The organism is Bordetella pertussis 18323 (assembly GCF_000306945.1).
GTDB lineage: Bacteria > Pseudomonadota > Gammaproteobacteria > Burkholderiales > Burkholderiaceae_B > Bordetella > Bordetella pertussis.
In genome coordinates, this window is sequence record NC_018518.1 from 2,178,710 (window position 1) to 2,198,464 (window position 19,755).

A 19,755-nucleotide genomic window follows, 5' to 3' on the forward strand; every position below is an offset into this window, starting at 1 on the left:
GATAGGAAGGGTTACTGGACGGTGATGCCGGCGGCCTGGATGATCTGCGACCAGCGCTGCGTATCGGCCTTGATGAGTTCGGCGAACGCCGCCTGGGTATCGACCACGGGCCAGGCGCCCAGCTCCACCATGCATTTCTTCATGTCTTCGGTCTGCAAGGCGCTGGCCAGGGCGGCGTGGATCTTCTCCAGCACAGGCGCGGGCGTGCCGGCCGGCGCCAGCAGGCCATACCAGCTGGGCGAATCGAAGTCCTTCACGCCGCCTTCGGCGATGGTGGGCACCTTGGGCGCGCCGGGAAAACGCTGTCCCGAGGTCACCGCGATGGCTTTCAGCTTGCCGTCGCGCAGGAACGGCTCGGCCACCGCCAGGCCGGTGATCAGCAGCGGGATCTGGCCGGACACCACATCGGAGATGGCCTGGGCGCCGCTCTTGTAGGGAATGTGCGTCATGCTCATGCCAGTGGCGCGGTTCAGGCGCTCGCCCACCAGGTGGCCCATGCTGCCCGCGCCGGCGCTGCCGAAGTCCAGGCGCGCGTCGGGCTTGCCGCCCAGCTTCACCAGTTCGGGCAGCGTGTCGGCCTTGACCGCGGGGTTGGCGACCAGCACCAGGGGCACGACCGCGATGCGCGAGATGGGCGCGAAGTCGCTTTCGGGCTTGAATGGCAACTGGCTGTACAGCGTGGGGTTGATGACCAGGGTGGCGTCGGCGGCGAACAGCAGCGTATAGCCGTCGGGCGCGGCCTTGGCCACGGCGTCGCTGCCGATGTTGCCGTTGGCGCCGGGGCGGTTCTCCACGATGACGGTCTGCTTGAGGGCCTCGCCCAGTTGCTGGCCCAGCACGCGGCCCAGGATGTCGGTGGTGCCACCCGCGCCGAACGGCACGATGAGCCGGATCGGGCGCTCGGGATACGGGGTCGCCGCGCCTGCCGCGGGCACGGCCGCGGCCCACAGGCCCAGCGCCGCGAACAAGGCGGCGGTCTTGCCGCGTACTCGCTTGATGCTATTCATGGTTGTCTCCTCGCTGTGTCGGCGCTACGATGTTTTTCTTAGTGCATACGTTTGCACTGGTCGAACTATAATTAGCCAGAGTTAGGGCGTCAATACAGTAGAACATACTGGTTTACTCGATACATACTGCCACGATGAAAATTTCATACGTGTGCACCAAGGAGGCAGAATGACCCCGTCCACCCCGTCCACCCCGTCCGGCGCCGCCAGTGCGCCGCCGCGCACCCTGTTCGACCGCCTGTGGGACAGCCACCACGTGGCCGACCTGCCCGACGGCCGCAGCCTGATCCACATCGACCGGCACCTGCTGCACGATCTTTCCAGCCCGCAGGCCTTCTCTGCGCTGCGCGCAGGGCCGCACCGTGCACAGTCCGGCGCGCAACGTGGCGATCGCCGACCACATCGTCTCCACCGCGCCCGGGCGGCGCGGCGAACACGTGGACGGCAGCCAGGCGATGATCGATGCGCTGGCCGCCAACGCCGCGCGCACCGGCATCCGCCACTACGGCCCGGACGACCCCGACCAGGGCATCGTGCACGTGATCGCGCCCGAACTGGGCCTGGTGCTGCCGGGCATGACGGTGGCCTGTGGCGACAGCCACACCTCGACGCTGGGGGCGCTGGGCGCCTGGGCCTGGGGCATCGGCACCTCGGAGGCCGAGCATGTGCTGGCGACCCAGACCCTGGCCATGCGCCGCCCGCGCGCGATGCGCCTGACGCTGCAAGGCGCCCTGCCCGCCGGCCTGAGCGCCAAGGACCTGACCCTGCATGTCCTGCGCCAGCTCGGCGTGCGCGGCGCGGCCGTGGGGTTCCTGGAGCTGGCCGGCGAGCCGGTGGCGGCGCTCTCGATGGAAGAACGCCTGACCTTGTGCAACATGGCCATCGAGGCCGGCGCGCGCGCCGCGCTGATCGCGCCCGACGACGTGACCCTGGACTACCTGCGCCGCCATGCCCCCGCGGTGCGCGGCGACGAGGCGGCGCTGGCGGCGTTTCGCGCGCTGCGCAGCGACGCCGGCGCGCGCTACGAGTCCGAGCGCGCGATCACCCTGGAACTGCAGGCGCCGCAGATGACCTGGGGCGTGAACCCGGCCCAGGTCGTGGACGTGCACGAACCGCTGCCTGATCCGGCCGCCGCCGACGCCGGCGAGCGCGCCGCCATGCAGCAGGCCTATGACTACATGGGCCTGCGGGCGTGCCGGTGCAGTGGGCGTTCATCGGTTCATGCACCAACGGCAGGCTGTCCGACCTGCAAGCCGCCGCGGCGGTGGCGCGCGGCCGGCGCGTGGCCGCCGGCGTGCGCGCGCTGGTGGTGCCGGGCTCGCAGCGGGTCAAGCGCGCCGCCGAAGAGCTGGGGCTGGACCGCGTGTTCCTCGACGCCGGCTTCGAATGGCGCGAACCGGGCTGCTCGATGTGCGTGGGCATGAACGCCGACAAGGTGCCGGCCGGCCAGCGCTGCGTCTCCACCTCCAACCGCAACTTCGAAGGCCGCCAGGGGCCGGGCGCGCGCACTCACCTGGCCAGCCCGGCCAGCGCCGCGGCCGCCGCCATCGCGGGCGCCATCGTCGATCACAGGGATCTGGTCTAATATGCAAGCCTTCATTCGAGCCCACGGCATCATCCTGCCCATGAACCAGGACCACGTCGACACCGACGCGATCATCCCGCAGCGCTGGCTGGTAACCGTCGAACGCGACGGGCTGGCCGACGGCTTCATGGGCGCCTGGCGCTATGACGAACATGGCCAGCCCCGCCCCGAGTGCGTGCTCAACCAGCCCGCCTACCAGGGCGCGGCCATCGTGCTGGCGCGCGAGAACTACGGTTGCGGCTCGTCGCGCGAACACGCGGTCTGGGCGCACCAGGGATACGGCATACGCGCCATCGTCGCGGCCAGCTATGGCCCCATCTTCCACGAGAACTGCCTCAAGAACGGCCTGCTGCCGGTCACCCTGCCCGCGGCCGACGTCGCGACGCTGATGGCCCAGGCGCTGGCCGACCCGGGCTGCGCCTGCGAGGTGGACCTGGTCAGCCAGCGCGTCATCGGCCCGGACGGCCGCGCCTATCCGTTCGAGATCGACGCGGGCCGGCGCCAGTTGCTGCTCGAAGGCGTCGACGACATCGACCTGGCGCTGGCGCGCGCGGCCGACATCGCGGCGTTCCAGCGGCGCCAGCAACAGGATCAGCCATGGCTGGCATAGCGGCGCGCACCAACGTCACCATCAAGGACATCGCGACCCGCCTGAAGCTGTCGCATGCCACGGTGTCGCGCGCGCTGGCCGACCATCCCAAGATCAGCGCCGCCACCAAGGCCAGCGTGCGCGAGGCGGCGCAGGCCATGGGCTACGTGCCCAACGGCACGGCGCAGAACATGCGCACGGCGCACAGCCCGGTGATCGGGCTGATCGTGCCCGACATCCAGAACGATTTCTACGCGGCCGTGGCCAAGATCGTGGCCGACGCGGCGGTGGCGCGCGGCTTCCAGCTGGCGCTGAGCATCACCGAGGACAACCCCGAGCGCGAGTTCAACGACTTGCGCGCGTTCGTGGTGTCGCGCGCGGCCGGCGTGATCATCACGCCCACCATCAAGCCCAAGCCCGAGACCATCGCCCTGCTCAAGGGCGTGCGCGCCATCCAGCTGATCCGCCAGCACGCGGCGGTGGCCGCCGAAGCGGTGGTGATCGACGAACGGGCCGCCACGCGCGCCGCCGCCGAGCACCTGATCCACTACGGCCACCGGCGCATCGCCTATGTCGGCACCACCACGGACCTGAGCCTGGGCGAAGACCGCCTGTCCGGTTTCAGCAGCGCCATGAGCAAGGCCGGGCTGGACGCCAGCCTGACCGCCGTCGGCCCGCCGCGGGTCGAGTTCGCCCATCGCGCCGTGCACGGCCTGATGAGCGGCCCCAAGCCGCCCACCGCGCTGATCATCGGCAGCTCGCGCCTGACCGTCGGCGCGCTCAAGGCGCTGCGCGGCCTGGGCCTGTCTTGCCCGGCCGATGTGTCGGTGGTCGGCTATGGCGACCCCGACTGGTTCGAACTGGTGGGCGATGGCCTGACCACGGTGTCGCCGCCGGTCTATCCCCTGGGCGCCTACGCCATCAATCTGCTGCTGGCGCGCATCCAGGGCGAGGCCGTGCCGGCCGCCGCCGACCCGGCGCACGCGACCGCCTCGCGCTTTCCCGCCACGCTGGCCATCCGCGGCTCGACGCGCCCGCTGGCGCGCTGAGCCGCCCTGCCCCTTCCCTACTGCGCGCGGATGCCCGCCGCGCCTATCATCTCTCGCCATTGCAGCGTGTCGCGCTGCAGGAACTGCTCGAACGCCTTGCGATCCATCACGGTCGGCACATAGCCCAGGTCGCTGAACTGGCGGCGCAGCGCCGCATCGTCCATGACCCGCGCCAGCGCCGCGTTGAGGCGGTCCAGGATGGCTGGCGGCACCCCGGCCGGCGCGATCAGGCCATACCAGATCTGCACGTCATAGCCGGGCGCGGCCTGGGCCACCGGCGGCAGCGTCGGCATGGGCGGAAAGGCCTGCGCGGTGGAGATCGCCAGCGCCCTCACCTTGCCGGCATCGAGCATCGGCCGGCTCGCGCCCAGCCCGGCGAAGGTGAAATCCACCTCGCCCGTGGACAGCGCCACCAGCGCCGGCGCCGCGCCCTTGTAGGCCACCGCGGTGAGGTCGGCGCCCGACAGGTGCTTGAGCCATTCGGTGGACATGGCCTGCAGGCTGTTGGGGCCCAGCGACGCGTAGTTCATGCGTCCTGGCGCTTGCCTGCTGGCGGCCACCAGGCCGGCCATGTCCTGGACCGGCGAGCCGGCCGGCACCAGCGCCAGCATGGGCACGCCGACCAGCGGCGCCACCGCGGCGAACTGCGCCGGTTTGTACGGCAGACTGGCGTCCAGAACCCAGTTGATCGAATACGTGCTGGTCACCAGGCCTATGGTGTAGCCGTCCGGCGCGGCCCGCGCCACGCTGCCGGTGCCGATGATCTCGCTGGCACCCGGCTTGCTTTCGACCACCACCGGCTGTCCCAGCTCGGCCTGCAGCCGCTGGGCCACCGCGCGCGCCACGACGTCGGTGCCGCCGCCCGGAGGGTACGGCACGATCAGGTGCACCGGCCGCGCCGGGTAGTCCTGCGCCGTCGAGGCAGCGGCCACGCAGGCGAAGGCGGCGCCCAGCGCCCATTGCAGGATGTTCGGTTTCATGCGTGGGCTCCGTGTCCGGTCGCGGCGATGGCGCCGCAGGCGTGCAGGCGTTCGATGTCCTCGGCGCCGAAGCCCGCCTGGACCAGGACTTCCAGTGTGTGCTCGCCGAATGCCGGCGGCGGCGCGAAGGCGCTGTGATTGTCGCCATCGAAACGGATGGCGCGGTTGGCGGCCGTCACCGGCCCATGCCGCGGATGCCGCAGTTGCTGGAACACCTCCAGGTGGCGAACCTGGGCGTCGTCGGCCAGTTCGTCGAGCAGGCGCTCCGGGGCGGCCGGCACGTCGTGCGCTTCGAGCACGCGCATCCAGTCGGCGCGCTCGCGCTGCGCGAACACCGCGGCCAGTTCGCGCGCCAGCGCCTCGTAGCCGTCGACGCGGCTGGCGCGGTCGGGAAAGCGCGCCAGCAGGTCCGGCCGTTCGATCGCCTCGACCAGCGAGCGCCAGAACTTCTCGGGACTGGACAAGTGCAGGCCGATGCGCAGGCCGTCGGCGCAGGTCAGGATGTACGACTGCGACAGCGAGGCGCGGCCGTAGTGCGCCGGCCGCGCGCCCTTGGCCGACAACTGGCCCAGCGGCTCGTTGGAAAAGGCGATCAGCGATTCCAGCATGGAGACTTCCACCTTGCGTCCCTGCCCGCTGCGGGCGCGTTCGAGCAAGGCGGCCAGCACGCCCATGGCGGCGTACAGGCCGGTCAGCGAGTCGGACACCGGCGGGCCGGGCACGCGCGGGTCGCTGCCCTGGTGGAACATCGACAGCCAGCCCGACAAGGCCTGGCCGACGTTGTCGAAGGCCGGCCGGTGCGCATAGGGACCGCTGGCGCCGAAGCCGGTGATCGAGCAGTACACCAGGCCCGGATTGAGCGCGCGCAGGCTTTCGTAGTCCAGGCCCAGCTTGTGCTCGGCGCCCGGGCGCATGTTGAGCAGCACCACGTCGGCCCCGGCGATCAGACGGCGCAGCGCCGCCTGCCCCTCGGGCGTGGCGAACTCCAGCGCCAGGCTGCGCTTGTTGCGGTTGTGCGACTGGAAGTGCGGGCCGTACAGCCCGCCCTCGAAGGCGCGAAACGGATCGATGGCGTCGCGCGACTCCACCTTGACCACGTCAGCGCCCAGCTCGCCCAGCAACTGGCCGGCCAGCGGCGCGGTGATGAAGCGGCCCAGGTCGAGCACGCGGATATGCGACAGCAGCTTCATGGACGCGGCTCCTGCGGGGCTGGCTTCAGGTGCGCCGATACCTCGGCGTCGGTGCGCACCCACAGGCGCTCGGCAATGGGGTTGCGCAGCTCTTCGGCGATATGGCCCACCAGGCCGACCGCGCGGCCGATCACGGCGATGCCGCGGCACAGCTGCCAGGCAATGCCCAGCTCGCTGGCCAGCGCCGCCAGTGCGCCGGTGGCGTTGACCGGCAGCACGCCCGGCTTGCCCAGCGCCTTTTCGGCCTGCGCCGAGAGGGCCTGCATCAGCGCCACATAGCGCCCATGGAAGCCGGTGCGCTCGGCCAGCGCGAACAGCGCCGTGGTGCGCGGATCCACCGGCTTGTGCACCGGGTGGCCGATGCCGGGCAGCATCTGGCGCGCCGCGCGCTGCTCGGCCACGATGCGCTGCGCGGTGGCGTCGATGTCCAGCGCCTGCTCGCTGCCCAGCGGCAGGGCCTCCTGCAGCAGGCGCGCGGCGCCCTCGGCCGTGCCGACGAACTTGGTGCCCATGCCGCACAGCCCGGCAGCGATGGCGGCCTGCATGGATTCTGGCGCGCCCAGGTAGGTCAGGCGCGCCACCATGGCGGTGGGCGTCATGCCGTGCTCGACCAGCATGGCCAGCAAGGCGTTGAACAGCGTGGACTCCTGCGGATCGGGCTTGCGGCCGGTGATCTCGAGGAAGGCGAAGTCGCCCAGGTTGAGGTGGCCGATGATCTCGTGGTTCAGGTCGTGCCCGCGCACGACGATGGTGCGGGCGTCGCTCCAGCCCATGTCTGAAGTCAGTGCATTCATGGTGAGAGTCCTTGTGTGGGGAAAATCAGGGTTGGTCCAGCTTGACGCCGGCCGCCTGCACGCGTTGGGCCGCGACGCCGCGGTCCAGCTCGAGGAAGGCGGCGAACGCCTGCGGGGTTTCGCGCACCGGTTCGAAGCCGATGGCGGTCAGGTTGCGAGCCACGAAGTCGGCGTTGCTGACCACCGCGCCCACGTCGTCGGCCACCTTGCGGCGCACATCCTCGGGAGTGCCGGCCGGCGCCGCCAGCGCGAAGTAGACCGACGCGTCGAATTCGGGATAGCCGGCTTGCGCGAACGTGGGCACATCGGGCGCGATCGCCACGCGGTGCGGCCCGGCCAGCGCGGTCGCCTTCAGCTTGCCGGTGGCCACGTGCGGCATGGGGCCGCCGGCAATGGCGAACAGCATGTCCACCCGCCCGGCCATGACGTCCTGCATGGCCAGCGGCAGGCCCTTGTACGGCACCTCGCTGGTCTGCACCCCATAGAGCTGGTTGAACCACGCTCCGGCCAGGTGCAGCACGCCGCCGATGCCGGTGATGCCATAGGTGTACTTGCCCGGGTTGGCCTTCAGGTGCTTGATGAGCCCGGCCACGTCGTCGGCCGGGAAATCAGGGCGCGTCACCAGCATCAACTGCGCCGTGACCAGCCGGCTGACCGGCGCCAGGTCGGCCGGCTTGTACGACAGCTTGGCGTACAGCTGCGGGTTGAGCGAGAACGCGGCCTCGGAGCCCAGCAGCAGCGTGTATCCGTCGGGGGCGGCCTTGATCACGGTATCGGCGCCGATGATCTCGTTGGCGCCCGGGCGGTTCTCCACGATGACGGGCTGGCCCCACTTGTCGCTCAGCTTCTGCCCCACCGCGCGCATCAGCGCGTCGGCCGGGCCGCCTGGCGAATAAGGCACCACCACGCGCACCGGCTTGCTGGGAAAGTCGGCGGCCTGCGCCCACATCGGCGCGATCGCCCCGGCCAACGCCAGCACGCGCAACAGGGTCGTGATTCTTTTCATGGTCATCTCCTCGGTTGATTCGCGCTAAGCGCGCAGGTAGACGGCGGCATCGACCGCCACCGCGCCGTGACGGCCCACCGTCACTGGGTTGAGTTCGATCTGCGCCACTTGCGGGCCGGCCCGCACGGCCGCCTCGGCCAGGGCCGCCAGCAGCCCGACCGCCTCGTCATAGCCCGCCGCGCCGCGAAAGCGCGCGTGCAGCGCGCGCCCGACCAGCGTGCCGGCCAGGGCGTCGGCCAGTTCGTCGCGGCTGGCCGGCAGCGCGGCGAAGCGCACATCCTTGAGCAGTTCCACCCACTGCCCGCCCGAACCCACCATCAGCACCTGGCCCAGTTGCGGATGCGCCAGCACGCCGGCCACCAGCTCCTGCCCGGGCAAATAGCGCATGGCCAGCACGCGCTCGTCCGGCCAGCCGGCCACGCGCTCGAGCGCCTGCGCCAGCTCGCCGTCATTGCGGATATTCAGGATCACGCTGTCCTGGTCGGAAATATGGGTGTCGGCCGAATCGGCCTTGATGACCAGCGGGTAGCCCACCTCGCGCGCCGCCTCGGCCAGGCCGGCGCGGGCACAGGCGCGCAGCGGTGGTACCGCCACGCCATGCCCGGCCAGCCATTGCATGGCCTCGCTCTCGCGCAGGGCGCGCAGCGCGCCGTCGGCCACCGGCGCGGCGGACGCGGCCTGCATAGGCGCGCGCCGGCCGGCGGCGCGGCGCAGCCGCTGCAGGCAGGCTGCCAGCAAGGCGGCCGAATGGAACACCGGTATGGCGGCCTCGCGCAGGATTTCGCGCGAACGAGTCTCGTACGAGCCGCCGTTCCACAAGGCGATCATGGCGCAGCGCGTCCTGGCGCGCACGTCGGCCAGCAGGCGGCAGACTTCCGTGTAATCGTCCACCGTGGTCAGGATGGGCACGACGGTGCGCACCGCCGCGTCGGTCAGCAGCACGTCCAGCACGTCGGCATGCAACGCCGGATTCTCGTAGCCCAGCGCGGTGATGTCGATCGGGTTGTGCACCGAGATATAGTCCGGCAGCACCGCCGTCAGGCGCGCCTCGGTGGCGGCGTCCAGCTCGGCAAATCCCAGTCCATGGGCATCGGCCTGGTCGGCGAACAAGGTGATGTTGCCGCCCGATATGCACAGCGAGGCGATACCCTCGGCATGCTCGGCGCCGAAGCCGTGGCGCAACAGCTCGCACAGGCCCAGCGCCTGGTCCACGTCGTCGGCGCAGGCAATGCCGTGCTGCTCGGCCACGTCGCGCACCAGGCGGTAGTCGCCGGCCAGCGAGCCGGTGTGCGACAAGGCCATGCGCGTGCCCGTCTGCCCGCGCCCCAGCTTGAGCAGGACCACCGGTTTGCGCAGGCCCAGCCGGTGCACCGCGTCGATCACCTCGCAGGCGGCGCGCTCGGCTTCGGCCACGGCCAGCACCACGCGCGTGGCCGGATCCTGGAACATGTATTCGATCAGGTCGCTGTACGAGACGCCAGCCGAATTGCCGGTATTGACGATATGGCTGAAGCCCAGCCCGTCGCGCTGGGCGTAGTACGCCATCGTTGCATAGGCCAGCCCGCCGCTTTGCGACACCAGCGCCACGTCGCCCACGCCCTCGGCCCGCTTGAGCACGGCCGAGGGCGCGGCCATGACGCGCGCCGTCAGGTTGGAAAAGCCCATGCAGTTGGGGCCGATGAAGGTCAGCGCGCTGGCCGCCTCCTCGAGCGCGCGCTGCGCCTCGCGCCCGTCGCCGCTGGCCTCGGCGTAGCCCGAGATGTAAATGCTGGCGCCGGGTACCTGCTTGGCGCAGCAATCGCGCAAGACCTGCGGCACCCGCTCCTTGCCGACCACGATCACGCAGTGGTCGACCTCGTCCGGAATATCGCCGACCGAGGCGAAGCAGCGCAGGCCGGCCACTTCCTGGTAGCGCGGGTTGACAGGATAGATGGCGCCTTCGTAGCCGCCTTCGCGCAGCGCCGGGATCAGCTGGCCGGCCAGCTTGTTGGGCGCCGGCGAGGCGCCGACGATTGCGATGCTGCTCGGATTGAGCAGCTTGCCTATGCGCTGGACGGCGTTCATGGACGCGCTCTCCTTAGTGTCTGGAACAGGAATGGCGGCAGCGCGGGATCGCGCGTCGCGCCGGATACGGCCGGGTTTTGCATGGTTCTCCCCTTCAGGGCGCCGCCATGTCTGGCGGAATATTGATGCACGTTTTTGTAGGACAATAACGTTCGGCAACTTGTCGTACAATCAGGGTTATCGCCTATCCGAATGGACGCCATGACAGGAACCAGCAAGCCCAACGCAACTTCCGGCAGCACGCTCGAGTACGTGGTCGATACGCTGCGCCAGGGCATACTCAGCGGGCGCCTCGTGCCCGGCCAGCGCCTGGTCGAGGCGGACCTGACGCGCCAGCTGGGCGTCAGCCGCGGCCCGGTGCGCGAGTCGTTCCGCCGCCTGTCGGCCGAGGGGCTGGTCGAGAGCATTCCCAACCAGACCACCATGGTGCGCCGCTATTCGAAGGCGGAAATGCTGGAGCTGTTCGAGATCCGCGCCGAGCTGGAGGCGCTGGCGGCCCGCCGCGCCGCCGAGTGCATGGATGACCCCGCCGCCAAGGCGCGTTTCCTGCAGGCCATCGGGCCGATCTGGGACGAGCACTCGCTGGCCGCCGGGCCTTCCTACTTCGACGAGAACCGGCGCTTCCACCAGGCCATTGCCGATCTCAGCGCCAATACCCAGCTGGCCGAGCTGATCCGCAAGCTGCAGCTACCGCTGATCATGTTCCAGCTGGGCGGTGCGATCACGCCGCAGGCCATCCAGGCCTCGATCGACGAGCATCGCCGCATCGCCCAGGCTATCGTCGACGGCAACCGCCGCAAGGCCGCCGCCGAGGTCAAGGCGCACCTGAAGCGCGCCTGCGAAATGGTCGAGCGCATGCCGCCGGATATCTTCCGGCCCTGAGCGCGCGAGGGATTCAGTCCGCGGCGATGGCCTGGGCCAGCGCCAGCACGCGCTGCGCGTCCTCGACGTGCAGCGCTTCCACCAGCATGCCGTCGACCACGGTCACGCCCGCGCCGCGCGCCTGCGCGTCCTGCCAGGCCGCCATGATGGCGTGCGCGCGCACGACCTCGGCTTCCGACGGTCCGAAGGCGGCGTTGGCGCTGTCGATCTGGCGCGGATGGATCAGCGTCTTGCCGTCGAAGCCCAGGTCGCGGCCTTGCCGGCAGGCGTGGCGCAGGCCTTCGGCGTCGGCCAGGTCCAGGTGCACGCCGTCGAGCGCCAGCAGTCCATGCGCGCGCGCGGCCAGCACCGTCATCGACAGCGCCGCCTGGACTTCGGCGCGCGCCGGCGTGTGGCGCGCATGCAGCGCCTTGACCAGGTCCGACGTGCCGGCCACCAGGGCCCGCAGCGGCGCGCCCGCGGCGGCGATGGCGCCGATATTGAGGATGGCCAGCGGCGTTTCGATCATGGCCCACCATGCCAGGCCCGGCGCGCCGGCCTCGGCCGCCAGCGCGGCGGCGCGCGCCAGCTGCGCGGGATGTTCGACCTTGGGCAGCAGCATCGCATGCGGACCCAGCGGCGCCAGCGCCCGCACATCGTCCTCGCCCCAGGGCGTGTCCAGGCCATTGACGCGCACGATGACGCTGCGTCGTCCGAAGCCGCCCTCGCGCAAGGCGTGCGTCACCTGCACGCGCGCCTCTTCCTTGGCCGACACCGCGACCGCGTCTTCCAGGTCGAGAATCAGCGCATCGGCGTCGAGTTCGCGGGCGCGCGCCAGCGCGCGCGCGTTGGCGCCGGGGGTATAAAGCACCGAGCGGAAGGGGCGCATGGGGTTCGTGGTTTGCGTAGGGTTCATGGAGGGGGCCGTGGCGGGGTCCGGAATCATGGCGTGGAGGCCGGTTCGCGCAACACCTGCAAGGCGTCGCTGAACCGGCGCAGTTCGGTCAGCAGGCCCTGGGCCATGCTGTCGTGAATGGGTTGGGGCTGGAAGCGGCCGGCCGCGTCCAGGCGCTCGGCCACCATCGGGATGGCCACGTATTCGAAGATGGGCACCATGCGCAAGGTCGTCAGGGTCTGCTTCTCGGCCTGCACGGCGCGCATGCCGCCGGAGACGCCGCCATAGCTGACGAAAGCCGCCGGCTTGTAGTTCCACTCTTTGTAGACATAGTTCAGGGCATTGACCAGCGCCGGTGGCGGCCCGTAGTTGTATTCCGGCGTGACGAACACGAACGCGTCGGCGCTGGCCACGCTGCGGCTCCAGGCGCGCGTGTGCGCATGTTCGTATTGCTGCAGCATGGGGTGGCGCGGCTCGTCGTAGAGCGGCAGCCCGACCTGCGCCAGATCCACCAGCGCCACCTCGAAGCCGCCATGCGCCAGGGCCTGGGCATGGAACCAGTCGGCCACGGCCTGCCCGACCCGCCCGGGCCGCGTGCTGCAGATGATGATGTGGAGTCTGGCCATGTTCGAATCCTCGCGTGTCGCTGCCCCGGTTGGCAGCATAGCAGCAGGCACTCGCCAGCATGCTGCCGAAGCGAAAATGCGGGTAGACTGCGATTCCGGGCCGCGCTGTCCTATTTTCAGAACTATCGAGGGGCGTCCATGCAGGATCTCAACGACCTCTATTATTTCGTACAGACGGTCGATCACCGGGGCTTCGCGCCGGCCGGCCGCGCCCTGGGGATGCCGAAATCCAAGCTGAGCCGGCGCATCGCCGTGCTCGAAGAGCGGCTGGGCGTGCGCCTGATCCAGCGCTCGACGCGCCACTTCTCCGTCACCGACATCGGCCAGACCTATTACGAACACTGCAAGGCCATGCTGGTGGAGGCCGAGGCCGCCCAGGAGGCGATCGACGCGGCCCAGGTCGAGCCGCGCGGCGTGGTGCGGCTGTCCTGTCCCGTGGCCCTGCTGCATACCCATGTCGGCGCCATGCTGGGCGAATTCATGCTGCGCTATCCGCGCGTCACCCTGCACCTGGACGCCAGCAACCGCCGCGTCGACGTGCTGGGCGAAGGCGTGGACGTGGCGATCCGTGTGCGTCCGCCGCCGCTGGAGAACAGCGACCTGGTCATGCGCCCGTTCGCCGACCGCGGCCAATGCCTGGTGGCCAGTCCCGCCCTGCTCGCGCGCCATGGCGCGCCCGCCCTGCCCGCGGACCTGGCCGCCTGGCCCAGACTGGCGCTGGGCCTGTCGAACCAGCCCCACAGCTGGCTGCTGACCGGCCCGCAAGGCGTGCAGGCCACGGTGCCCCTGGCCCCGCGCATGGTCACCACCGACATGCTGGCGCTGCGCAGCGCGGCGGTGGCCGGCGTGGGCGTGGTGCAGCTGCCCTCGATGATGGTGCGCGGCCAGCTGGCCGACGGCACCCTGGTGCGCCTGTTGCCCGAATGGGCGCCGTGCCGCGAATTGATCCACGCGGTATTTCCGTCGCGGCGCGGCCTGCTGTCGTCGGTGCGCACGCTGGTCGATTTCCTGGCCGAGCGCTTCGCGGCCCTGCAGGAAGGCTGAACCCGCCATGCAGCAGCTCGGCGCAACGCGGCGCTACGCCGCCTCGGACCTGGTGGGTTTCCTGGCCTGCGAACACCTCACCCAACTGGACCTGCGCGCGCTCGACGCGGGCCAGGCGCCGGCGGCGGCCGACGACGAACAGATGGCGCTGGTGCAGGCCAAGGGCCAGGCGCACGAGCAGGCCTGGCTGGAGCGCCTGCGCGCCCGCCACCCCGACCTGGCCGACGTCACGCGCGCCGGTCCGGACCTGGCGGCGCGGCTGGCCGCCACGCGCGCGGCGATGGCCGCGGGCGCCCCGGTCATCTACCAGGCCGCGCTCTGTCACGGCCCCTACGTGGGGCATGCAGATTTCCTGTTGCGCACCGAGTGCCCGTCGGCGCTGGGCGACTACGGCTACGAGGCGCTGGACACGAAGCTGGCGCGCAGCCCGCGCGCCAGCTTCGTGCTGCAGCTGTCGTTCTACGCCTGGTTGCTGGAGCACGCGCAAGGCGTCGCGCCGCGCAGCATGCATGTGGTGCTGGGCAGCGGCCGCGAGCTGGCGCTGCGCGTGGCCGACTACGCCCATTACCTGCGGCAGGTCCTGAGGCGCTTCGAGGCTGCGATCGCCGCCGAGCCGGCGCCGCCGACCTATCCCGAGCCCTGCGAGCATTGCCCGCAGTGCCGCTGGCGCGTGGCCTGCGAAGCGCGCCGCGTCGCCGACGACCATCTTTCGCTGGTGGCCGGCATGTCGCGCCAGCAGGCCCGGCGCCTGAACGCCCAGGGCGTGGCCACGCTGGCGCAGCTCGGCGCCCTGCCCGAGCACGCGCAGGTGGCCGGCATCGAAGCCGGCACGCTGCAGCGGCTGCGCGCGCAGGCCGCCCTGCAATGGCGCGCCCGCGTCGATGGCGCGCGCCACTACGAGCTGCTGGCGGCGCAGGACGAGGGACCGCGGGGCCTGGCGCGCCTGCCCCGCCCGGACCCCGGCGACATGTTCTTCGACATGGAGGGCGATCCGCTCGAGGACGGCGGCCTCGAGTACCTGTTCGGCCTGTATGTCATCGACGACGGCGCCGAACGCTTCGTGCCGTTCTGGGCCCACGACCGGCGCCAGGAGAAGCAGGCGTTCGAAGCCTTCATGGATTTCGTGGCCGAACGGCTGCGGCGCCATCCCGATGCGCACATCTATCACTATGCGCCCTACGAGGCCACGGCCTTGAAGAAGCTGATGTCGCTGCACGGCACCCGGGAAGCGGAGGTCGACCACCTGCTGCGCGCCGGCAAGCTGGTTGACCTGTACCGTGTCGTGCGCGAAGGGCTGCGCATCTCCGAGCCCAGCTATTCCATCAAGTACGTCGAGCGCTTCTACCTGCCGCGGCGCGCGGGCGAGGTCACCAATGCCGGCGCCAGCATCGTGTACTACGAGCGCTGGAAAGCCACCGACGAGCCGCGCCTGCTGCAGGACATCGCCGACTACAACCGCGACGACGTGATCTCCACCTGGCGCTTGCGCGACTGGCTGTGCGGCATCCGCCCCGCCGCCCTGCCGTGGCACAACGAGGCCGGCCAGCAGGACCTCGACGCCGCGCGGGCTGTCATCGGCGAGATGACCGAGGCCGAGCGCCGCCTGCTGCCCTACCGGGCCGCGCTGGCCGACGATCTGCCGGCCGACGAAGCCGCCTGGTCGCCGCGCGACGCGTTCCGGGCGCTGGCGTGGCACCTGCTGGACTTCCACCGGCGCGAACAGAAGCCCGCCTGGTGGGCCTGGTTCGCGCGCGCCGAAGCCACCGACGGCGAGCTGATCGAGGACGCCGAATGCCTGGGCGGGCTGGCGCGCGACGACGCGGCGCCGCCCGTACGGCAGGCGCAGTCGTTGCGCTATACCTACCGCTATCCCGCGCAGGAAACCAAGCTGCGCACCGGCGCGCGCTGCACCGACGTGCGCACCGGCGCCAGCCTGGCCAATCTGGTGGTCGACCCGCACGCGCGCCTGGCCAGCTTCACCTGCAGCGCGCGCAAACCCGCGCCGCCGCCGCGCATGGCGCTGGGGCCCGCGGCGCCGGTCAACAACAAGGAGCTGGTCAACGCGGTGTTCCGCTACGGCGACGCGGTGTGCCGGGCGCCGGACGGCATGTCCACGCCGATGCGCGCCGTGGACGCGCTGCTGCGCCGCGAGCCCCCGCGCATCCGCGGCCTGGCGCGCGGCGCGCCGCTGGTCGCGCCGCACGCCGAGCTGTTGCCCCAGGTGCTGGATGTCGTGGCGCGCATGGACGAAACCACCTTGTTCCTGCAAGGGCCGCCCGGCGCCGGCAAGACCTACACCGGTTCGCGGGTGCTGCTGCAGCTGCTGCGCGCCGGCCGGCGCGTGGCCGTATCGTCCAACAGCCACCACGCCATCAACAATCTGCTGCGCGGCCTGGAGCGGCTGGCCGAGCGGGAAGGCTTTGCCTTGCGCGGCGCCAAGAAATCCACCAGCGCCGGCGACGACAGCTGCCTGGGCGGCGCGCAGATCGAGGATGTGTTCGACAACAAGGACGTCGATCCGGCGCGCCATCAACTGGTGGCCGGCACCGCGTGGCTGTTCGCCCGCCCCGAGTTCGAGCAGGCGTTCGACTATCTGTTCGTCGACGAGGCGGGCCAGGTCAGCCTGGCCAACCTCGTCGCCATGGGCCAGTGCGCGCGCAACATCGTGCTGCTGGGCGACCAGATGCAGCTCGGCCAGCCCAGCCAGGGCACGCATCCGGGCCGTTCGGGCGAATCGGCGCTGGACTACCTGCTCGACGGCCAGGCCACCATCGCGGCGTCGCAGGGCGTTTTCCTGGACACCTCGTACCGCATGCATCCGGAGATCTGCGGTTTCATTTCCGAAGCCATCTACGACGGCAGGCTGCGCGCGGCGCCGGCCACCGCGGCCCACCGCCTGCTGCTCGACGAGGCGGCCGGCCGCGAACTGCCCGCGCACGGCATCCGCTACGTACCCGTGCCGCACGACGGCAATACGCAATCCAGCCGCGAGGAAGCCGCGCGCGTGGCCGAACTGTGCGCGCTCCTGCTGCGCCAGCGCCATGTGGACGAAGCCGGCGCGCCCGCGCCGCTGACGCTGGATGACATCCTGTTCGTCGCGCCGTACAACGTGCAGGTCAATACCCTGCGCGCCGCCCTGCCCGACGGCGCGCGCGTGGGCACGGTCGACAAGTTCCAGGGCCAGGAGGCCCAGGTCGTGATCGTCTCCATGGCGACCTCCAGCGGCGATTACCTGCCGCGCGACCTGGAGTTCCTGTTCAGCCGCAATCGCCTCAATGTGGCGATATCGCGCGCCCGCACGCTGGCCATCCTGGTCGCCAGCCCGGCGCTGACGGCGGTGCGCTGCCGCAGCGCCGAGCAGATGGCCCTGGTCAACACCTTGTGCTGGGTGGCCGAGACGGGCAGCGCGTCGCCTTACCAGGTGTAGCGCATCCCCAGCTGCGCCGAAGCGCCGCGCAGATACTGGCTGTCGATGCTGGTGGCATAGGCCAGCCTGCCGTAGAGGGCCAGGCTGCGGGCCAGCGTCACGCTGGCGCCGGCCGCCAGTTCGAGCGAGGTCGCGCCGCGCCGGGTATCGATGCTGTCTTCGCCCAGCACGACGGTGTTCTCGCCGCTGAAGGTGCGCCAGAAATTCAGCGCCGCGTAGGGGCGCCACACCTGCGCGGCGGCCGCGTACTCGCCCTGCAGCCGGGCGCCCAGGCGGACGGTCAGCGCGTTGTCGTCGCGGATGCGCACCTCGGACACGGCGTCCGAGAAACCGTCGACGCGCGTGTGCTGGTAGATGAGCTGCGCCTGCGGCTCCAGCGTCCAGCGCTCGGACAGCGCCAGCGGGTAGCCACTTTCCAGCGAAGCCGTGAACGCCTGGCCGCGCGTATCGGCGTCGCGCCCGGCCTTGGAGTCGGTGTCGATGTCCATCCAGGTGTTGGCCAGCACGGCATCCACGTACCACCCGCGCGGGCCGACATAGGTCCAGTAGCCGCCGACGCTGTAGCCGTCGATGGTCAGCCGGCCGGTAGCGGCGTCGCGCTCGCCGCCGGCCGAGCCGTGGGTGTCGCCGCGCGCCTGGCCATAGCCGCCGAACAGCCCGAAGCGGTGCTGTCCGCCGTCCGGGCGCACGCTGCTGTAGAGGTCCTGCCCCAGTTGCACGCCGGCCAGGCGGGCGTCGATGCCGGGTTGCGCATCGCCGTCGAGCGCCTGCTTGCTGTTGCCGCCATAGGCGCGCGCCCAGGCCGCGACGCGTTCGCCGTCGCGCGCCAGCAGCGCCTGGTTGCCCTGCCGTTCGTGGAAGGTGCCCAGCTGGGCCAGGCCCATGCGCCGCGCCAGCATGGGAATGCTGCTGTACAGCGCCACCTCGGGCCGGTACAGCGGCGTGTCCTCGATGCTCGGCCGCTCGCCGGTGCGCCGGCCGATGTCGTCGGCGATCGCCTCGGCTTCGGCAAGGCTGCCGGCCAGTTGGTCCTCGACCAGATAGGCCCGCGAGCGCAGGTACCAGCTGTCCGGCGCGGCGCCCGTGGCGCCGCCGCGGTACAGCCTGTACTCGTATGCGCCGGCGTTGAGGGGGGCGGCCAGCGAGAAGGCGCCGGCGTCCGAGCTTGCGCCATTGATGGCCTGGACCACCAGGATGCCGTCGGCCGCGGTCAGCGCGCCCTGCCCGCCCCGGTTGACCACCGTGACCGGGGTGCTGCCGCCGGCGTGCCCGCCATCGATGACCAGCCTGTCCGAGGCGGCCCCGTCGCCGGCCAGCACCGTGTTGACGCGCAGCGCGCCGCCCGCGCCGGTGTAATCGCCGCGCACCGTCAGCGCGCCGTAGCCGCTGCCGTCGTTCGGGCCGGGCCGGATTTCGCCGGCGTTGCGCAATGCGCCGGCCAGCGTGCCGGTGCCGGCCAGCACCGCGCCGGCGGCCAGGCGGTTGGCCGGGCTGGCGAGCGTGCCGGCAAGAAAGAATGTGCCGGTGCGCAGGTCCACGCTTTCGGTGAACGCGGCGTCCGAGGTCCAGCGCCAGTCGGCGCCGCGCATGGTCAGGGTGCGGAAGTTGGCGAACCGGTTGTCCACCGTGCCGCTGCCCTCCAGATACGCATGGCTGGCCGCCCCGCCGCCGTCGGCCAGGCCGGCGATGGCCGAGCCGGTGCGCAGGATCAGCGTGCCCGTGCCCTGGGGGCCCATGTAGACGGCCGTGTCGCGGCCGGCCCCGCCGTGCCCTTGCAGGTAGCCGGCGTTGATGAAGGTATCGTTGCCGTTCTGCCCGCGCAGCGCATACGAGTGATCGCTGAGGATGCGCCCGCCGGGCAGGTTCTCGACGCGGGCATGAAAGCCGTTGGCGTTGGTGGTGTTCACATGCACGCCGTCGGGGCCGAATATGCCGTTGCTGCTGGCGCCGCGCGCATGGATGGTGCCGCCGTTGACCAGTACGTTGGCCGCGGGGCTGCCGCCTTGCAGATACACGCCCTTGGCGTCGGTGCCGTTGACGGTGATGGCGCCGCTGTTCTGGACGCGGTTGCCCGGGCCGTTGATGGCGATGCCGTGCGCGCTGGCGCCCTGGGTGCGGATGCTGCCGCTGTTGTCGACCAGCGTCCCGGTACTGCCGACGTTGGGCACCGAGATGCCGCGCACGCCGCTGCCCGATGTCGTGATCGATCCGCGGTTGATCAACTGGTTGTTGTCGCCGAAACCCACCATGGCGCCGCGCGAGGCGCCGGCGCCGCCGGCCATCTGGATCGTGCCCTCGTTGACGATACGGCTGCGGTCATCGACCGACAGCGCCCGCGTCGCGTTGGTCGAGAACAGCGCGCCGGGCGCCACCGTGATGGTTACGTTCTGGCTGCCGGCCGCCGCCTCGACCGACTGGTTGACCACGGCGCCGTCGCATTGCACGCTCTGCCCGCTGGCTGGCGCCAGCGTGGGCGCACAGGCCGCGGCCGCGGGCGTCGCGCCCAAGGATTGCAGCAGGCCGGCGGCGGCCAGCATGGCCGGCAACGGGGCAAGTCGTGCTGGGGTACGGCGGCGGGCGCTACGCATCGGGGCTCCAGTTCGCAACATCTTGCATAGTTTGTGCGAGAGTAGCGGCT

Annotated in this window: 14 protein-coding genes and 1 pseudogene; 6 read left to right on the plus strand and 9 right to left on the minus strand. The window is 71.0% G+C overall.

Annotated elements, in window-relative coordinates:
- Window positions 1-11: 11 nt before the first annotated feature.
- Window positions 12-1,007 (minus strand): Bug family tripartite tricarboxylate transporter substrate binding protein, encoded by a 996-nt coding sequence (locus BN118_RS10280; RefSeq protein ID WP_010930318.1) that lies wholly within the window; start codon window positions 1,005-1,007, stop codon window positions 12-14.
- Window positions 1,008-1,176: 169 nt separating this feature from the next.
- Between BN118_RS10280 and BN118_RS10285 the strand changes: the two are divergent.
- The 3 genes and pseudogenes from BN118_RS10285 (at window position 1,177) to BN118_RS10295 (ending at window position 4,230) form a co-directional block, all read left to right on the plus strand.
- Window positions 1,177-2,592, plus strand: a pseudogene (locus tag BN118_RS10285) (3-isopropylmalate dehydratase large subunit).
- A gap of 1 nt (window position 2,593) precedes the next feature.
- Window positions 2,594-3,202 (plus strand): 3-isopropylmalate dehydratase small subunit, encoded by a 609-nt coding sequence (gene leuD, locus BN118_RS10290; RefSeq protein WP_003811396.1) that lies wholly within the window; start codon window positions 2,594-2,596, stop codon window positions 3,200-3,202.
- Window positions 3,190-4,230, plus strand: coding sequence for a LacI family DNA-binding transcriptional regulator (locus tag BN118_RS10295; protein WP_003811393.1), 1,041 nt, complete (start codon window positions 3,190-3,192; stop codon window positions 4,228-4,230). Before leuD ends, BN118_RS10295 begins: the two co-directional genes overlap by 13 nt.
- Window positions 4,231-4,247: 17 nt before the next feature.
- On the opposite strand, the gene BN118_RS10300 is transcribed toward BN118_RS10295, so the two are convergent.
- The 5 genes from BN118_RS10300 to BN118_RS10320 are packed head-to-tail and all read right to left on the minus strand — an operon-like array spanning window position 4,248 to window position 10,264.
- The gene (locus BN118_RS10300; protein WP_003811391.1) at window positions 4,248-5,210 is read right to left on the minus strand and encodes a Bug family tripartite tricarboxylate transporter substrate binding protein; all 963 of its coding nucleotides are present in this window, start codon (window positions 5,208-5,210) and stop codon (window positions 4,248-4,250) included.
- A complete protein-coding gene (locus tag BN118_RS10305) occupies window positions 5,207-6,400 on the minus strand; it encodes a CaiB/BaiF CoA transferase family protein (RefSeq protein WP_003811389.1) in 1,194 nt (397 codons plus the stop codon). The genes BN118_RS10300 and BN118_RS10305 overlap by 4 nt, the downstream gene beginning before the upstream one ends.
- A complete protein-coding gene (locus BN118_RS10310) occupies window positions 6,397-7,194 on the minus strand; it encodes a citryl-CoA lyase (protein WP_010930317.1) in 798 nt (265 codons plus the stop codon). The genes BN118_RS10305 and BN118_RS10310 overlap by 4 nt, the downstream gene beginning before the upstream one ends.
- A 25-nt stretch (window positions 7,195-7,219) precedes the next feature.
- On the minus strand, window positions 7,220-8,206 hold the full coding sequence (locus BN118_RS10315) for a Bug family tripartite tricarboxylate transporter substrate binding protein (RefSeq protein ID WP_014486069.1): 987 nt from the start codon (window positions 8,204-8,206) through the stop codon (window positions 7,220-7,222).
- A gap of 18 nt (window positions 8,207-8,224) precedes the next feature.
- Window positions 8,225-10,264: an acetate--CoA ligase family protein gene (locus BN118_RS10320; RefSeq protein ID WP_014905792.1), complete on the minus strand. Its 2,040-nt coding sequence runs from the start codon at window positions 10,262-10,264 to the stop codon at window positions 8,225-8,227.
- A gap of 201 nt (window positions 10,265-10,465) precedes the next feature.
- Here BN118_RS10320 and BN118_RS10325 point away from each other — a divergent pair, with 201 nt between their 5' ends.
- Entirely contained in the window at window positions 10,466-11,146 is a 681-nt protein-coding gene (locus BN118_RS10325; RefSeq protein ID WP_010930315.1) for a GntR family transcriptional regulator, read from the plus strand.
- A 13-nt stretch (window positions 11,147-11,159) separates the two neighbouring features.
- Here BN118_RS10325 and BN118_RS10330 read toward each other — a convergent pair whose 3' ends face one another.
- Both BN118_RS10330 and BN118_RS10335 read right to left on the minus strand, forming a co-directional pair.
- Window positions 11,160-12,071: an HpcH/HpaI aldolase/citrate lyase family protein gene (locus BN118_RS10330; protein ID WP_003811382.1), complete on the minus strand. Its 912-nt coding sequence runs from the start codon at window positions 12,069-12,071 to the stop codon at window positions 11,160-11,162.
- Window positions 12,068-12,646: an NADPH-dependent FMN reductase gene (locus BN118_RS10335; protein WP_014905793.1), complete on the minus strand. Its 579-nt coding sequence runs from the start codon at window positions 12,644-12,646 to the stop codon at window positions 12,068-12,070. Before BN118_RS10335 ends, BN118_RS10330 begins: the two co-directional genes overlap by 4 nt.
- A 138-nt stretch (window positions 12,647-12,784) precedes the next feature.
- Between BN118_RS10335 and BN118_RS10340 the strand changes: the two genes are divergently transcribed.
- Window positions 12,785-13,690 (plus strand): LysR family transcriptional regulator, encoded by a 906-nt coding sequence (locus BN118_RS10340; RefSeq protein WP_014905794.1) that lies wholly within the window; start codon window positions 12,785-12,787, stop codon window positions 13,688-13,690.
- A 7-nt stretch (window positions 13,691-13,697) separates the two neighbouring features.
- Entirely contained in the window at window positions 13,698-17,117 is a 3,420-nt protein-coding gene (locus BN118_RS10345) for a TM0106 family RecB-like putative nuclease (protein ID WP_014905795.1), read from the plus strand.
- On the opposite strand, the gene BN118_RS10350 is transcribed toward BN118_RS10345, so the two are convergent.
- Window positions 17,105-19,705, minus strand: coding sequence for a BP1344/BB2830 family autotransporter (locus BN118_RS10350; protein ID WP_014905796.1), 2,601 nt, complete (start codon window positions 19,703-19,705; stop codon window positions 17,105-17,107). The genes BN118_RS10345 and BN118_RS10350 overlap by 13 nt on opposite strands.
- Window positions 19,706-19,755 lie beyond the last annotated feature (50 nt).

Excerpts from the sequence above, each read along its gene's own strand:
- BN118_RS10280 (WP_010930318.1), bottom strand. The coding sequence starts at position 1,007 with ATGAATAGCATCAAGCGAGTACGCGGCAAGACCGCCGCCTTGTTCGCG.
- leuD (WP_003811396.1), top strand. The coding sequence starts at position 2,594 with ATGCAAGCCTTCATTCGAGCCCACGGCATCATCCTGCCCATGAACCAG.
- BN118_RS10295 (WP_003811393.1), top strand. The coding sequence starts at position 3,190 with ATGGCTGGCATAGCGGCGCGCACCAACGTCACCATCAAGGACATCGCG.
- BN118_RS10300 (WP_003811391.1), bottom strand. The coding sequence starts at position 5,210 with ATGAAACCGAACATCCTGCAATGGGCGCTGGGCGCCGCCTTCGCCTGC.
- BN118_RS10305 (WP_003811389.1), bottom strand. The coding sequence starts at position 6,400 with ATGAAGCTGCTGTCGCATATCCGCGTGCTCGACCTGGGCCGCTTCATC.
- BN118_RS10310 (WP_010930317.1), bottom strand. The coding sequence starts at position 7,194 with ATGAATGCACTGACTTCAGACATGGGCTGGAGCGACGCCCGCACCATC.
- BN118_RS10315 (WP_014486069.1), bottom strand. The coding sequence starts at position 8,206 with ATGACCATGAAAAGAATCACGACCCTGTTGCGCGTGCTGGCGTTGGCC.
- BN118_RS10320 (WP_014905792.1), bottom strand. The coding sequence starts at position 10,264 with ATGAACGCCGTCCAGCGCATAGGCAAGCTGCTCAATCCGAGCAGCATC.
- BN118_RS10325 (WP_010930315.1), top strand. The coding sequence starts at position 10,466 with ATGACAGGAACCAGCAAGCCCAACGCAACTTCCGGCAGCACGCTCGAG.
- BN118_RS10330 (WP_003811382.1), bottom strand. The coding sequence starts at position 12,071 with ATGATTCCGGACCCCGCCACGGCCCCCTCCATGAACCCTACGCAAACC.
- BN118_RS10335 (WP_014905793.1), bottom strand. The coding sequence starts at position 12,646 with ATGGCCAGACTCCACATCATCATCTGCAGCACGCGGCCCGGGCGGGTC.
- BN118_RS10340 (WP_014905794.1), top strand. The coding sequence starts at position 12,785 with ATGCAGGATCTCAACGACCTCTATTATTTCGTACAGACGGTCGATCAC.
- BN118_RS10345 (WP_014905795.1), top strand. The coding sequence starts at position 13,698 with ATGCAGCAGCTCGGCGCAACGCGGCGCTACGCCGCCTCGGACCTGGTG.
- BN118_RS10350 (WP_014905796.1), bottom strand. The coding sequence starts at position 19,705 with ATGCGTAGCGCCCGCCGCCGTACCCCAGCACGACTTGCCCCGTTGCCG.